This window comes from Vibrio gazogenes, assembly GCF_023920225.1.
GTDB lineage: Bacteria > Pseudomonadota > Gammaproteobacteria > Enterobacterales > Vibrionaceae > Vibrio > Vibrio gazogenes.
The window spans coordinates 345982-360030 of sequence record NZ_CP092587.1 but is presented as its reverse complement, the minus strand read 5'-3'; the positions used below and the strand labels follow the sequence as shown (position 1 = coordinate 360030).

Annotated in this window: 16 protein-coding genes; 4 read left to right on the top strand and 12 right to left on the bottom strand. The window is 46.0% G+C overall.

Annotated elements, in window-relative coordinates:
- Nucleotides 1-16 precede the first annotated feature (16 nt).
- From cysC to cobA, 5 genes are all read right to left on the bottom strand, one after another.
- A complete protein-coding gene (gene cysC / locus MKS89_RS01655) occupies nucleotides 17-646 on the bottom strand; it encodes an adenylyl-sulfate kinase (protein WP_072959044.1) in 630 nt (209 codons plus the stop codon).
- Between the two features lie 71 nt (nucleotides 647-717).
- Nucleotides 718-2442, bottom strand: coding sequence for an SLC13 family permease (locus MKS89_RS01650; protein WP_072959046.1), 1725 nt, complete (start codon nucleotides 2440-2442; stop codon nucleotides 718-720).
- 43 nt (nucleotides 2443-2485) lie between these two features.
- Nucleotides 2486-3913, bottom strand: coding sequence for a sulfate adenylyltransferase subunit CysN (cysN, locus tag MKS89_RS01645; protein WP_072959048.1), 1428 nt, complete (start codon nucleotides 3911-3913; stop codon nucleotides 2486-2488).
- 17 nt (nucleotides 3914-3930) lie between these two features.
- The gene (gene cysD / locus MKS89_RS01640) at nucleotides 3931-4839 is read right to left on the bottom strand and encodes a sulfate adenylyltransferase subunit CysD (protein ID WP_021019673.1); all 909 of its coding nucleotides are present in this window, start codon (nucleotides 4837-4839) and stop codon (nucleotides 3931-3933) included.
- A gap of 95 nt (nucleotides 4840-4934) precedes the next feature.
- A complete protein-coding gene (gene cobA / locus MKS89_RS01635) occupies nucleotides 4935-5822 on the bottom strand; it encodes a uroporphyrinogen-III C-methyltransferase (RefSeq protein WP_072959051.1) in 888 nt (295 codons plus the stop codon).
- Between the two features lie 232 nt (nucleotides 5823-6054).
- On the opposite strand from cobA, the gene MKS89_RS01630 reads away from it, so the two are divergent.
- Nucleotides 6055-8025, top strand: coding sequence for a bifunctional 2',3'-cyclic-nucleotide 2'-phosphodiesterase/3'-nucleotidase (locus MKS89_RS01630; RefSeq protein ID WP_072959054.1), 1971 nt, complete (start codon nucleotides 6055-6057; stop codon nucleotides 8023-8025).
- Nucleotides 8026-8210: 185 nt separating this feature from the next.
- Nucleotides 8211-8666 (top strand): GNAT family N-acetyltransferase, encoded by a 456-nt coding sequence (locus MKS89_RS01625; RefSeq protein ID WP_072959057.1) that lies wholly within the window; start codon nucleotides 8211-8213, stop codon nucleotides 8664-8666.
- Nucleotides 8667-8771: 105 nt separating this feature from the next.
- Here MKS89_RS01625 and MKS89_RS01620 read toward each other — a convergent pair whose 3' ends face one another.
- On the bottom strand, nucleotides 8772-9389 hold the full coding sequence (locus MKS89_RS01620) for a LysM-like peptidoglycan-binding domain-containing protein (protein ID WP_072959060.1): 618 nt from the start codon (nucleotides 9387-9389) through the stop codon (nucleotides 8772-8774).
- Nucleotides 9390-9617: 228 nt separating this feature from the next.
- Here MKS89_RS01620 and bamJ point away from each other — a divergent pair, with 228 nt between their 5' ends.
- Complete coding sequence (bamJ, locus tag MKS89_RS01615) at nucleotides 9618-10238, top strand: BamJ family beta-barrel-assembly machinery protein (RefSeq protein ID WP_072959063.1); 621 nt, start codon at nucleotides 9618-9620, stop codon at nucleotides 10236-10238.
- 109 nt (nucleotides 10239-10347) lie between these two features.
- Nucleotides 10348-10842 (top strand): DUF2780 domain-containing protein, encoded by a 495-nt coding sequence (locus MKS89_RS01610; protein WP_072959066.1) that lies wholly within the window; start codon nucleotides 10348-10350, stop codon nucleotides 10840-10842.
- A 106-nt stretch (nucleotides 10843-10948) separates the two neighbouring features.
- Here MKS89_RS01610 and rplQ read toward each other — a convergent pair whose 3' ends face one another.
- From rplQ to rpmJ, 6 genes are all read right to left on the bottom strand, one after another.
- The gene (gene rplQ, locus MKS89_RS01605; RefSeq protein WP_021019666.1) at nucleotides 10949-11329 is read right to left on the bottom strand and encodes a 50S ribosomal protein L17; all 381 of its coding nucleotides are present in this window, start codon (nucleotides 11327-11329) and stop codon (nucleotides 10949-10951) included.
- A 26-nt stretch (nucleotides 11330-11355) separates the two neighbouring features.
- The gene (locus MKS89_RS01600) at nucleotides 11356-12348 is read right to left on the bottom strand and encodes a DNA-directed RNA polymerase subunit alpha (protein WP_038179109.1); all 993 of its coding nucleotides are present in this window, start codon (nucleotides 12346-12348) and stop codon (nucleotides 11356-11358) included.
- Nucleotides 12349-12372: 24 nt separating this feature from the next.
- A complete protein-coding gene (gene rpsD / locus MKS89_RS01595; protein ID WP_021019664.1) occupies nucleotides 12373-12993 on the bottom strand; it encodes a 30S ribosomal protein S4 in 621 nt (206 codons plus the stop codon).
- A 27-nt stretch (nucleotides 12994-13020) separates the two neighbouring features.
- Nucleotides 13021-13410, bottom strand: coding sequence for a 30S ribosomal protein S11 (gene rpsK / locus MKS89_RS01590; protein ID WP_001118870.1), 390 nt, complete (start codon nucleotides 13408-13410; stop codon nucleotides 13021-13023).
- A gap of 18 nt (nucleotides 13411-13428) precedes the next feature.
- A complete protein-coding gene (gene rpsM, locus MKS89_RS01585) occupies nucleotides 13429-13785 on the bottom strand; it encodes a 30S ribosomal protein S13 (protein WP_021019663.1) in 357 nt (118 codons plus the stop codon).
- A 148-nt stretch (nucleotides 13786-13933) separates the two neighbouring features.
- Nucleotides 13934-14047, bottom strand: coding sequence for a 50S ribosomal protein L36 (rpmJ, locus tag MKS89_RS01580; protein WP_039969906.1), 114 nt, complete (start codon nucleotides 14045-14047; stop codon nucleotides 13934-13936).
- Nucleotides 14048-14049: the final 2 nt, after the last annotated feature.

Here is a 14049-nt window from a genome sequence, read left to right as displayed (position 1 = left end):
TGCCGGAAACCACTGATTAATGCGATGAAACATCAATAATGCCGCGTTGACTCAGTTCTGTCAGACACTGTTCAACCAATGCATCGATGCCCATTTCACCGGCAGGTAAATCGATTTCAGGCTGTAACGGCACTTCATATTCAGCATCAATGCCCGTAAAGTTGGTGATCTCACCCGCACGGGCTTTTTTGTACAACCCTTTCGGATCGCGCAGCTCACAAACTTCCAGTGTGGTATTGACGAAAACTTCCAGAAATTCCCCTTCCGGCAGTAACTCCCGCACCATCTGGCGTTCAGTTCGATGTGGTGAGATAAATGCAGTAAGCACGATCAGTCCGGCATCAGCCATCAGCTTCGCCAGTTCACCGATCCGACGGATATTTTCCCGACGATCCTGAGCGGAAAAACCGAGGTCACGACATAACCCGTGCCGGACATTATCACCATCAAGCAGGTAAGTATGATAGCCCAATTGTGCAAGACGATTTTCCAGTGCGCCAGCAACCGTTGATTTGCCAGCCCCTGATAATCCGGTAAACCAAAGCACGGCGGGTTTCTGTTTTTTCAGCGTCGCACGAAATGTTTTATCGATCGGGTGCTGGTGCCAGACGATATGTTGCTCTTTTTCACTTGGCGCGATACTCATAACACTCTTCCTTTATACGTAAACTTATCAATACATTGTTTAAAAACGATATTGATTAAAAACAATATGGATTAAAACGGAAAAAATACCGGGATTAAGGTCAGAACGAGCAAAGAATAGACCAAAGATATTGGAATACCGATTCTGACATAATCACTCATTTTGTAGTTACCGATACTATAGACCAGCAGATTGGTCTGATAACCATAGGGAGAAATAAAGCTCGCGCTGGCACCAAATAACACCGCCATGATAAATGGCATCGGATCTACCCCGTAGCCGACAGCCAAGCTGTATCCCAACGGAAAAGCCAGCGCAGCCGCAGCATTGTTCGTGATTAGCTCCGTCAGAACTAAGGTAATCAGATAGGTGGCGACCAAGCCACCAAACACGCCCCAACCGTTCATAGTATGAATAAAAAAATCGCCCATGCGTTGTGACAGTCCCGATGAAATCATCAACTGAGCAATCGATAATGCTGAACCGACAATCACGACAATATCGATAGGGAAACGACGACGTAATTCACCGATGTGTACGATGCCAAAAATAACTAACAGAATCAGATAGATCGCAAGTCCTTTAATAATCGGTAGCCAATGGAGCAATGCCGCACCAATCACCGCCATAAATCCGAGTAATACCAGACTCGATTTATGGCTGTCCAAGCGGGCACTCGAATCCAAATCATTAATGAATAGGAATTCGCGATGCAGCGCCTGACGTTGCGCTTCGAACGCTTTTCCCGGTACAAGTACCAGCGTATCGCCAGCCGTCAACGTAATATTTCCCAGCCCGCCTTCCAGACGTTCATGCCCCCGACGAATGGCTACGACGACGGCATCAAACCGCTCGCGAAAATGACTGGATTTCAGTGTTTTATGACAAAAACTGGCGGAAGAACTCACCACTACTTCAACAAAATTCTGACCGTTAAGGTGGTGCTGACCAAACAAGGTTAACCCTTTGATTTCCTGAAGTGTCGATACACTCTCGACATCACCACAAAACAGCAGCCGATCCTGTGCCTGTAAGACAAAATCAGGTCCGACGGAAGGGACACTCTCACCATTTCGAATCACCTCAGCTAAGAATAACTTGCGTAACGCCCGCAGGTTATTTTCGGCAATGCTGCGTCCGACTAATGGTGACGTCTCACCGACACTCGCTTCCAGAAAATAAGGTAATTCATCCTGCCCTGATTCATCGTTATTCGGTAACAGATAACTCAATGGAATCAGAATCAATACGCCGCCGAGAAGCACAGCCAGACCGATCATCGTCGGGGCGAAGAAGTCGAGACTCGGCAATCCCGCATCTTCCACAAAACTATTGATGATCAGATTGGTAGATGTACCAATCAAAGTCAGCGTACCGCCAAAGATAGCCGTGTAAGACAGCGGAATTAATAACTTTGAAGGTGCATGTTGCTGATTGCGTTTAATCGCACCAATCAAAGAAACGACGACAGCGGTGTTATTGGTAAAAGAAGAGAGAAAAGCGGTCGATAAACCCAGCTTCGCGATCACGGTGCCGAGCCGCCCTTCAGAAATATTACGACTGATCCAACTGATGAGCCGCGTCTTTTCCAGTCCGGCAGAAGCCAGAATCAACAAAATCAGCGTCAGTAGGGATGAGTTGGTGAAATTTGCGGCTAAATCATTGATATCAATCAGACCTGCAATAAACGTGATAAAAGCAGCGCCTGCAAAGATCAAACTCGGTTTAACTCGCGTAAGCAGCAAACAGGCAACCACACCGCATAGAATTGCAATTATCACCCCTTGTTCCCACATCTCTCATCCCTCAGAAAGGGTGAAAATCACCCTTTCAAGCAGCCTATTTCAGTAATTGACTGATATCTTTCACACCCCAGTGTGGGTAGTGCTTACGAATCAGTGCATTCAGTTCCAGCTCAAATTCAGAGACATCGCCCTGCGTTTGCGCCACCGTTTGTAGGCTGTCACGAACCAGTCCTGCGCCAACGGTTACATTGGTCAGTCGGTCAATAATAATAAAGCCACCCGTATCAGCACTGTCGAGATATCTATCGAGAGCGATCGCCTGATTGAACCGCCATTCACATAAACCAATTCCATTGAGCGGCAGAGATTCGGCCTGATAAGTCGAAAGGTTATTGATATCGTATTGGTGACGGATCGATGTCACCTGACCAATCGTTTTATGGCCTGCAATTTTGATGTCGTAATCCCGCCCGGCTTGCAATGGCTGCTCTGTCATCCAAACGACATCTGCCAATAGATGGTTGGTTGTATCGAGCTGGGCATCCTCAAGAACGATCAAATCACCACGGCTGATATCAATTTCATCATTCAGCGTTAGCGTCACCGCTTGACCGGTATATGCCTGTTCCAAATCACCATCAAAAGTGACGATACGGGCAACGGTGGAAGATTTACCAGACGGTAGCACCTTGACTTGATCGCCAACCCGGACAATCCCCGATGCAACAGTGCCGGCAAACCCGCGAAAATCGAGATTTGGTCGGTTGACATATTGAACCGGGAAACGAAATGCCCCCGTTCCTTTGAGCTGATCAACATCGACAGTTTCTAATAAATCCAGCAGAGAGGGGCCTTGATACCAATGCATGTGCTGACTTTTTTCAACAACATTGTCCCCTTCCAACGCGGAGATCGGAATGATCTGAATGTCCGTGTCTCCCTGTAGATGTCGGGAGAATTCAAGATATTCTTGACGAATGGCTTCAAAACGCTCCTGAGAATAATCGACCAAATCCATCTTGTTGACCGCCACCACAAAGTGTCTCAAGCCCAAGAGATTGGAAATGAACGAGTGACGACGAGTCTGATCCAACACGCCTTTCCGTGCATCAATCAGAATAATCGCCAAATCACATGTCGAAGCACCGGTTGCCATATTGCGCGTGTACTGCTCATGTCCCGGCGTATCGGCGATAATGAATTTGCGTTTTTGCGTTGAAAAATAGCGATATGCGACATCAATGGTAATCCCTTGCTCGCGTTCAGCCTGCAATCCATCCACCAGCAATGCCAGATCCGGACGCTCACCGGTTGTACCGACGCGCTGACTGTCTGAATGAACAGCCGCCAGCTGATCTTCATAGATCTGCTTTGAATCATGAAGCAAACGGCCGATCAACGTACTCTTACCGTCATCGACAGAACCACATGTCAGAAATCTAAGTAACGATTTGTGTTGGTGTTGATCCAAATAACCTTCAATACCCAACTCAGTTAACTGAGCTTGAACTGCACTATTCATAAAACTTCCCTCGCCCCTTAGAAATAGCCCTGACGTTTTTTCAATTCCATGGATCCGGACTGATCATGGTCGATCGCTCGTCCTTGCCGCTCACTGGACGTTGCCACCAGCATCTCTTCGATGATTTCAGGCAATGTACTTGCCGTCGATTCAATGGCTCCGGTCAGCGGATAACACCCAAGTGTCCGGAAACGGACTGATTTATTCTCGATCACTTCACCCGGCAAAATCTCCATCCGATCATCATCAACCATGATTAACATCCCATCACGTTCGACGACAGGCCGCTTTTCAGCGAAGTAAAGCGGCACAATATCAATGCCTTCCAGATAGATATATTGCCATATGTCCAGTTCAGTCCAGTTTGACAAAGGGAACACCCGAATACTCTCACCTTTGTTAATCTGCCCGTTGTAGGTATGCCAGATCTCCGGACGCTGGTTTTTGGGATCCCAGGTATGATTCTTATCCCGGAATGAATAGACTCGCTCTTTGGCACGGGACTTTTCTTCATCCCGACGGGCGCCACCGAATGCAGCATCGAATCCATATTGGTTCAATGCCTGTTTCAAGCCCTGAGTTTTCATAATATCGGTATGTTTGGAACTCCCGTGAACAAACGGGTTGATCCCCATTTCGAGCCCTTCGGGGTTTTTATGGACCAGAAGCTCAAAGCCGTACTTTTGTGCGGTTTTATCGCGGAAATCGATCATTTCACGAAACTTCCAGTTCGTATCGACATGCAGGAGCGGAAACGGAATTTTGCCCGGATAGAAAGCTTTGCGAGCCAGATGTAGCATCACCGATGAATCTTTTCCGATGGAATACATCATCACCGGGTTGCCGAATTCGGCTGCAACTTCACGAATGATGTGAATACTTTCAGCTTCTAGTTGTTTTAAATGAGTTAATCGTTGTTGATCCATCTCTTGCTTCCTTTTGACTCACAAGATGAGTGTGTTATGCAATTCGGTTTCTGAGTGAATAAATCATCCATGACTGAACCTGAATGACTGGATACCTATTGTTTTATTTCTGCATACAAAGAACTGGCAGTTGTTTCCCGTGTGCTGTTGAACCAATTGAGTTTGTCGGCCAGTGAAACCACTTCACCAATTACAATTAAAGCGGGCGAATCAGCCTGAGCAGCCAACTGTGGCAAATGATTCAATGTGCCACGAAACAGCTTCTGCGCGGCTTGTGTTCCTCGTTCAATCACGGCAACAGGCGTCTTGCCATCCCGGCCATACTGAAGTAACTGCTCCCTGATATATCCGGATTTCATCAATCCCATATAGATCACAAGAGTCTGCCGTCCCCGAGCCAAGGTTGACCAATCCATTTCATCTTGCTCAGCACGGACATGGCCGGTAACGAAAATGGCAGACTGCGCATAATCCCGGTGTGTCAGAGGAATCCCGGCATAGGCGGTCGCCCCAGCGGCTGCGGTAATACCGGGAACGACTTGAAAGCGAATACCGGCATCGAACAAACGCTCCAGTTCTTCACCGCCTCGTCCAAAAATAAACGGGTCTCCGCCTTTAATTCGCACGACCCGGTGTCCCTGTCTGGCAAAATCAACCAACAGCTGATTGGTCTTATCCTGCGGCACACTATGATGGCCGGCTCGTTTCCCGACACACACCAGAATCGTACTGTCCGGCACCAGAGACATAATCTCCTCTGAGACCAAATAGTCATATAAAACGACATCGGCTTGCTGCAGAAAGCTAACCGCTTTGACAGTGAGTAATTCCGGATCCCCCGGGCCAGCACCGACCAATGCGACTTCTCCGGCCTGCAACTGAGATTTCGTGAAGTGGTAGCTGATTTGTTCTGACGCATCGACCTTCACAGACGAACGCACTTGTTTGACGGGTAAACGAGTCACAACCTGATCCTTTGCCATAACACACTCCACCTAAATTGAATATGTGCATTATGGCGACCTCTACATATGACATGAAATTCTAAAATTTCATTTTTTATTCGAAAAACTGATAAGGAAACATTTTTTTCAACAAAAAAGCCTGTTTATACATTGGATGATACGCATCACATTTTCTAACTTATTGAAATATAGGTTTCATCCATATTTGCTACATTAGCCAGATTATTTATTTGTTATGGATCAGACGGGTATGAAACAGCCAAAAAAAATTCTCGCACTGTCATTACTTAGTGAGTTGCTGATACTTGCTTCATCAGCACTATCATTCTCAGTCAATGCAGAAACCATCCATCTTCGAGTCATAGAAACAACGGATATCCATGCCAATGTCATGGACTATGACTATTACAAAGACAAATCGTCAGACAAAATTGGTTTACTCCGGGCCGCGAGTCTTGTCAAAAAAGCACGTGAAGAGAATCCGAATTCACTTTTGATTGATAACGGTGATCTGATTCAGGGCAGCCCGATGGGTGACTACATGGCAGCCAAAGGCATCAAGGCGGGAGAAGTTCATCCGGTTTATAAAGCAATGAACCTCCTCGGTTACGAGGTCGGAAATATTGGTAACCACGAGTTTAATTACGGACTCGGATACCTTAAAGAAACGCTCAACGATGCCAATTTTCCTTATATCAATGCCAATATATTTGACGCCAAAACGGATCAGCACTATTTCCGTCCTTACCTGATCAAATCATATACATTGACCGATACCGATGGAAAACCTCAGCAGTTAAAGGTTGGCTATATTGGCTTCGCTCCGCCTCAGATTATGGTATGGGATAAGAAAAATTTAGCGGGCAACGTTTATACCAAAGATATCAAAGCAACAGCGAAGGCCCTGATCCCTCAAATGAAACAGCAAGGTGCTGATATCATTGTTGCCATTCCCCATTCGGGAATTGCCACCACGCCTTATCATGTCGGTGCTGAAAACTCGGTTTACTATCTCGCAGAAATCCCCGATATTGATGCTATCGCTTTTGGTCACGCGCATGCGGTTTTCCCCGGCAAAGACTTTAATGATCTGCCAGATGTGGATAACCAAAAAGGGACAATTCACGGTGTCGCGGCGGTGATGCCCGGACGCTGGGGCAGCCATGTCGGTATTATTGATCTGACAGTAGAGAAAAAAGATCACCACTGGCAAGTGACTGACAGCCAATCAGAAGCACGTCCGATTTATGACAATATCGCACATCATGCTTTGGTATCCGCTGACGCTCAGCTTCGTCAAGCCGTTCAATCGGATCACCAAGCAACACGACAGTTCGTCAATCAACCCATCGGCAGAGCCAGTGATAAAATGTATAGTTATCTGGCGCTCGTTCAGGATGATCCGACCATTCAAATCGTCAATCTGGCACAGAAAGCCTACGTTGAAAAAATGATTCAGGGCGATCCGGATTTAGATGGATTGCCAGTGCTGTCTGCTGCTGCACCATTTAAAGCCGGCGGCCGAAAAAATGATCCCTCAAACTATACCGAAGTTGAATCCGGGCAACTGACATTCCGCAACGCCGCTGATCTGTACCTTTATCCAAACACATTAGTGGCACTCAAAGTCACCGGACGAGAGCTGAAAGAATGGCTGGAATGCTCCGCGGGCCAGTTCAATCGTATTGATCCGACTCGAACTACCCCTCAATATCTCATCAACTGGGATGGGTTCAGAACCTACAACTTTGATGTCATTGATGGGATCGAATATCAGATTGATGTCACGCAGCCGGCCCGATATGACGGTAACTGTCAATTGGTTGCTCCTGATAGCAGACGAATTGTCAATCTGTCTTATCAGGGGAAGGCGATTCCAGATAAGCAAGTATTCCTGATTGCCACCAATAACTATCGCGCCTATAGCAACAAGTTTCCCGGCACCGGGGCCTCACATGTCGCTTTTGACGCGCCAGATGAAAACCGGACAATTCTGGCCAATTACATTGCTCAGATGAGTAAGCAACATGGTGAAATTCATCCTAAAGCGGATAACAACTGGCGTTTAGCGCCAATTCAAGCAACCAAAAATCTTGATATCCGCTTCGAGACGGCTCCGGGAAACAAAGCTTCGCAGTTCATTCAGCAATATGGGCGTTACCCGATGAAGCAGCTCATGACAGATGAAACCGGCTTCGCCGTCTATCAGGTTCAGCTATAAAAATAGACCTGACTGAATCATCGTACAGCCGTAACAAAAGTGGCGGCTGTACGATCATGCTTTGAGAGGCTGACAGAGAAAACAGTGCTTTTTGACGACTCGTGGGGAAATATTTTTTAATGATAATCACATCATGTTGATGTAGATTGTCGAACATCACGTTCATTCACTTAGTCGGTACTTCGATGATAACTTGGCATCTACTTTCCTTTCCCGAGCTGACAACGACACAGCTATACCAGTTAATCAAACTACGGATTGATGTATTTGTTGTCGAACAAACCTGTCCTTACCCTGAATTAGACGACAAAGATCATATGCCCGGAGTCCATCACCTGCTGGGATATCAAGATGAAAAGCTCGTTGCCTGTGCCCGGTTAATGCCAGCCGGTATTAGCTATCCGGGAAGTAGTATTGGTCGAATAGCAACCCATGCATGTGTCCGAGGAGAAGGTGTTGGACATCAGCTACTGACTCATGCCATTGAGCGATGTGAGCATCTGTGGCCGGAGACATCCATCGAAATTGGCGCACAGACGCAATTAGAGACATTTTACCGCCAATATGGATTTGTTCCGACATCCGAACCTTATCTTGAAGATGGTATTTCACATATCGACATGAAGAGAATGTGTCCGTAGATACTCTCTCAAAGCATCGACACAATGGCCACTTTACGGATACCAAACGTGAACGATATATAAGGGGAACAGAACCCATCTCGATTCCCCTTCATGTTGCTGACGTTATTTACTCCGGCCAAATCCACCATTGGATAAACGAAAGAACATGATCGATTGATCCTTTTGTTCGATTTGCAAAATATCCAGATCACCTTTCGTCGTCAGCTTATAACGAATCAATTGTCCCGGCTTGATATTACTGAGTGGCTTATCAGAACCTTCGACCTGAACAAGTGCATTCAAGTCAGCCAATGATAAATCGTTGGTACGGAACACCTTAGAAAGCGTGTCACCATTTTTTACCGTATAGTTAACCCATGTCGTGGTACGAGGTTCTGAAGCTGATTTTACCGCTTGCGGGGATGCGACAGATTCAGTGGGTTCCTTCAGGCTATCGGGATCAAGCGCCAGCGCAACACGCTGCTCGCCAACAGACGGCTCCACAATCGGCTGTTCAGATGCAACTTGCTCCTCTTTCGGCCAAGGCAGCAGAACAAGAAGTATGACTACAGGCACCAAAACCATCAGTAAACGTTGATGCAATTTCGGTAATTTACACCATAGACCACGACACTGTCTGACAACGGACTGAAATGACTGCTGAAAATTCATAGCTGACCATTTGCCCTGAACAACAGCAAGATAGCCACCTTGCACCTTTTTTTCCCGTCGGCGATTCACGAATTCACTTCTCCCATGCTTATTCCGGCTAGTATAAAAACTCGCGCTTAGTGAGTATAGGGGAATCACAGCTATAACTAAAATGTTGACACAATCTTGAAAAAATTTCACTTAAGTTTGGAGATGTGTCACATCAAGCTATGCAATGAAATATTCTCCCCGTTCTTCATTTCATCATTTATTAATAACTGTTATTCTCTAGCGTTTTAACGCAAAAGAGTGACAGTTATGTCTGACGTACAACTTGAAACAAACGAACAGAAGGCAAGCTACGGTATTGGTTTGCAAATGGGCCAACAGCTTGCTGGTAGCGGTTTAGAAGGACTCAGTGTTGATGCGATCGCTGCTGGTATCGCGACAGCATTAACTGGTGACATGCCAGCAATTGAAATCGACGACATTAATCAGGCATTGCAAGCCGTTCATGCAAAAGCTCAAGAAGTGCGTGAATCAGCTGCGAAAGTCGCTGCCGCTGATGGCGAAGCGTTCCTGAAAGATAACGCACTCCGTCCTGAAGTGACCGTTTTAGAATCAGGCCTTCAGTATGAAGTCGTAACAGAAGGTACAGGTGAAGTCCCAACTTCTGATAAGACTGTTCGTGTTCATTACCATGGTCAACTAACCGATGGCACAGTATTCGATAGCTCTGTAACTCGTGGTCAGCCAGTCGAATTCCCTGTAACGGGTGTGATTAAAGGCTGGGTAGAAGCACTACAAATTATGCCTGTCGGATCAAAGTGGAAACTTTATATTCCTCAAGATCTTGCTTATGGCGAGCGCGGCGCTGGTGCTGCAATTCCACCATACGCAGCGTTGGTCTTTGAAGTCGAGTTACTCGACATTCTGTAAACGAATCTGCTATCCATAAATTAGCAAAGAATTAACATCAAGCGGTGCTCAGCACCGCTTTTTTTTATTTAAACTTAAACATCAGCTCACAATAATGGGAATACCATTTATGACAACGACACGCACTCTGATATGGACGCTGATGTTAAGTACCACACTGACATCCCCAAGCTACGCTTTTTTCAAACTCGGTAATCATACGGAAGATCTTAACAGCACCATCGGCAAAACGCTGGGACTCACAGGAAACAGTTCCACACTGATTTCACAGGTCGCAGAGCAGCTTCCTGTCTCCGGTCAGCAAGCAACCGGTGGAGTTGGTGCATTATTGTCGTTAGCACAGAATCGATTGTCCGATCAGAATAATACCGAACTGAATCAACTTATTCCCGGAATGGAAAATCTATCAAGTCTCAATCAGACTGGGATAAAGAATGGATTATCAAGTATAAATGATATGAATGCGGTCATCGGCACGTTCAAACAGCTGGGATTGAGTCCGGATATGGTGTCAAAATTCGTCCCTCTTATCTTAAAATATCTCAATACTCGGGGCGCAAGTGAAGGATTAATGAGCTCGCTCACTCAGTTATGGCAACATTAATTCAGGGGATATACATAATCAGGAAAATAATCACCACTGTCTAAGCAGTAATTAAGTGATAATAAAAAGCCGAGCATACGCTCGGCTTTCCTAAATGACGAACTGATTACTCAGCAGCTTCAGCAGCTTCTGGGCGATCAACCAGCTCAATGTATGCCATTGGAGCTTTGTCACCTGCACGGAAACCACACTTTAGAATACGAGTGTAGCCACCTTGACGAGCAGCGAAACGTGGACCTAGTTCGTTAAATAATTTTGCAACGACTTCGTTATCACGAGTACGAGCAAATGCTAGACGACGATTAGCAACACTGTCAGTCTTAGCTAGTGTAATCAAAGGCTCAACTACGCGACGTAGCTCTTTAGCTTTTGGCAAAGTAGTCTTGATAACTTCATGACGTACCAAAGAGCTAGCCATGTTGCTAAACATCGCTTTGCGATGACTGCTGTTGCGGTTGAGTTGACGACCACTCTTACGATGGCGCATGACCAAATCCTTCTAACTTGTATCGATTAATCTTCAGCGATAGATGCTGGCGGCCAGTTTTCTAGGCGCATACCCAGAGAAAGACCACGTGATGCAAGCACGTCTTTAATCTCTGTTAAAGATTTCTTACCGAGGTTAGGTGTTTTAAGTAATTCTACCTCAGTACGCTGTACTAGATCACCGATGTAGTGAATCGCTTCTGCTTTCAAACAGTTAGCAGAGCGAACTGTTAGTTCAAGATCGTCTACAGGACGCAATAGGATCGGATCGAATTCAGGCTTCTCTTCTTTCTCCTCAGGAACTCGTACATCACGTAGATCTACGAATGCATCCAGTTGTTCAGCAAGAATTGTTGCTGCACGACGGATAGCTTCCTCAGGTTCAATTGTGCCATTTGTTTCCATATCGATGACAAGCTTGTCTAAATCAGTACGCTGTTCTACACGTGCTGCTTCTACAGTATAGGCGATTTTATCCACCGGACTGTAAGTAGCATCAACAAGTAGTCGACCAATCGGACGATCATCTTCATCTGTATGAATACGAGCAGAAGCCGGAACATAACCACGACCACGTTGAACCTTGATGCGCATTGCGACCTCAGCATTGTCATCATTAAGATGACAAATAACGTGCTCAGGGTTTACGATCTCAACATCACCATCATGAGTGATGTCACCTGCAACAACAGGGCCCGAGCCTGATTTGTTTAGTGTAATGAACACTTCATCTTTGCCTTCGGCAACGCGAACAGCTAAACCCTTCAGGTTCAGAAGGATCTCTAGGATATCCTCTTGAACACCTTCTTTGGTGCTGTACTCGTGTAGTACGCCTTCAATTTCAACTTCAGTCACGGCACAACCTGGCATAGACGAAAGAAGAATTCGGCGAAGTGCATTACCCAGAGTATGGCCGAAACCACGCTCTAACGGCTCAAGAGTTACTTTTGCGTGTGTCGTGCTGATTTGTTCGATATCAACAAGACGTGGCTTAAGAAATTCTGTTACAGAACCCTGCATTGTGTCCTCTCTTTAATTTAAACCTTACTTAGAGTAAAGCTCGACGATCAATTGTTCGTTGATGTCAGCTGATAGATCTGAACGTTCTGGCAAACGCTTGAACGTACCTTCCATTTTGCTGCCATCCACTTCAATCCAAGTTGGTTTTTCGCGTTGTTCTGCAACTTCTAGAGCTGCTGTGATACGAGATTGCTTTTTAGCTTTCTCACGCACTGCAACAACGTCGTTTGCCGTAACATTGAAAGAAGGAATGTTTACTACTTTACCGTTAACCAGAATAGCTTTGTGGCTAACCAGCTGACGTGCTTCTGAACGAGTAGCACCGAAGCCCATACGGTAAACAACATTATCCAAACGACCTTCAAGAAGCTGAAGTAGGTTTTCACCAGTGTTGCCTTTTAAACGGGCTGCTTCTTTATAGTAGTTACGGAATTGTTTTTCAAGAACGCCGTACATACGACGGACTTTTTGCTTCTCACGAAGCTGAACGCCATAATCAGATAGACGACCGCGACGAGCGCCGTGTACACCTGGTGCGTTATCTATTTTACACTTGGTATCTATCGCACGAATGCCTGACTTAAGGAATAAGTCGGTACCTTCGCGGCGGCTAAGCTTCAGCTTAGGACCCAAATATCTTGCCATGATCTTTCTCCAATCTTCCTCGAAACGTTAAACGCGACGTTTCTTAGGTGGACGACAACCGTTATGAGGGATTGGTGTCGCATCAACAATGTTTGTGATACGGAAACCAGCAGCGTTCAGTGCGCGAACAGTAGATTCACGACCTGGACCTGGACCCTTCACCATAACTTCCAGATTCTTAAGGCCATATTCTTTAGCCATTTCAGCACAACGCTCAGCAGCAACCTGTGCAGCGAACGGAGTAGACTTACGAGAACCGCGGAAACCAGAACCGCCAGCAGTTGCCCAAGCTAGAGCATTGCCTTGACGATCAGTAATGGTTACGATTGTGTTGTTAAAAGATGCATGGATATGCGCCACGCCATCTGCGACTTGCTTGCGTACGCGCTTACGTGCGCGAGTTGGTTGTTTAGCCATTGTACTCTACCTTCCCGATTATTTCTTGATCGGCTTACGCGGACCCTTACGGGTGCGAGCGTTGGTTTTAGTACGCTGTCCACGTAGAGGTAGACTGCGACGATGACGAAGACCACGATAACAACCAAGATCCATAAGACGCTTGATGTTCATTGATACTTCACGACGTAGATCACCTTCTACAGTGTACTTAGCTACACCATCACGCAGTTGATCGATCTGCTCTTCAGTTAGTTCACTGATCTTAACACTTTCAGCAATGCTCAGTTCAGCCAAGATAGCTTGTGAACGAGTCTTACCGATGCCGTAGATTGCAGTTAATGCAATTACAGCATGTTTATGATCAGGAATGTTAATGCCTGCTATACGGGCCACTATTCACTCCTAGTACTTTCATCAAAGAATTATCCGCAACAAAGCCCGTAGAGGATACGTTGCGGGATACTACTTCTTTTGCACACAAAAGGTAGGCCGAGGAATATACTCGACCAACCTTGTTTTTTCAAGTAAAAAATTCTGCTAATTAGCCTTGGCGTTGCTTATGCTTTGGCTCACTACAAATCACGCGAACGACACCGTTACGCTTGATAATTTTGCAGTTCCGGCAGATTTTTTTAACGGAAGCACGAACTTTCATTG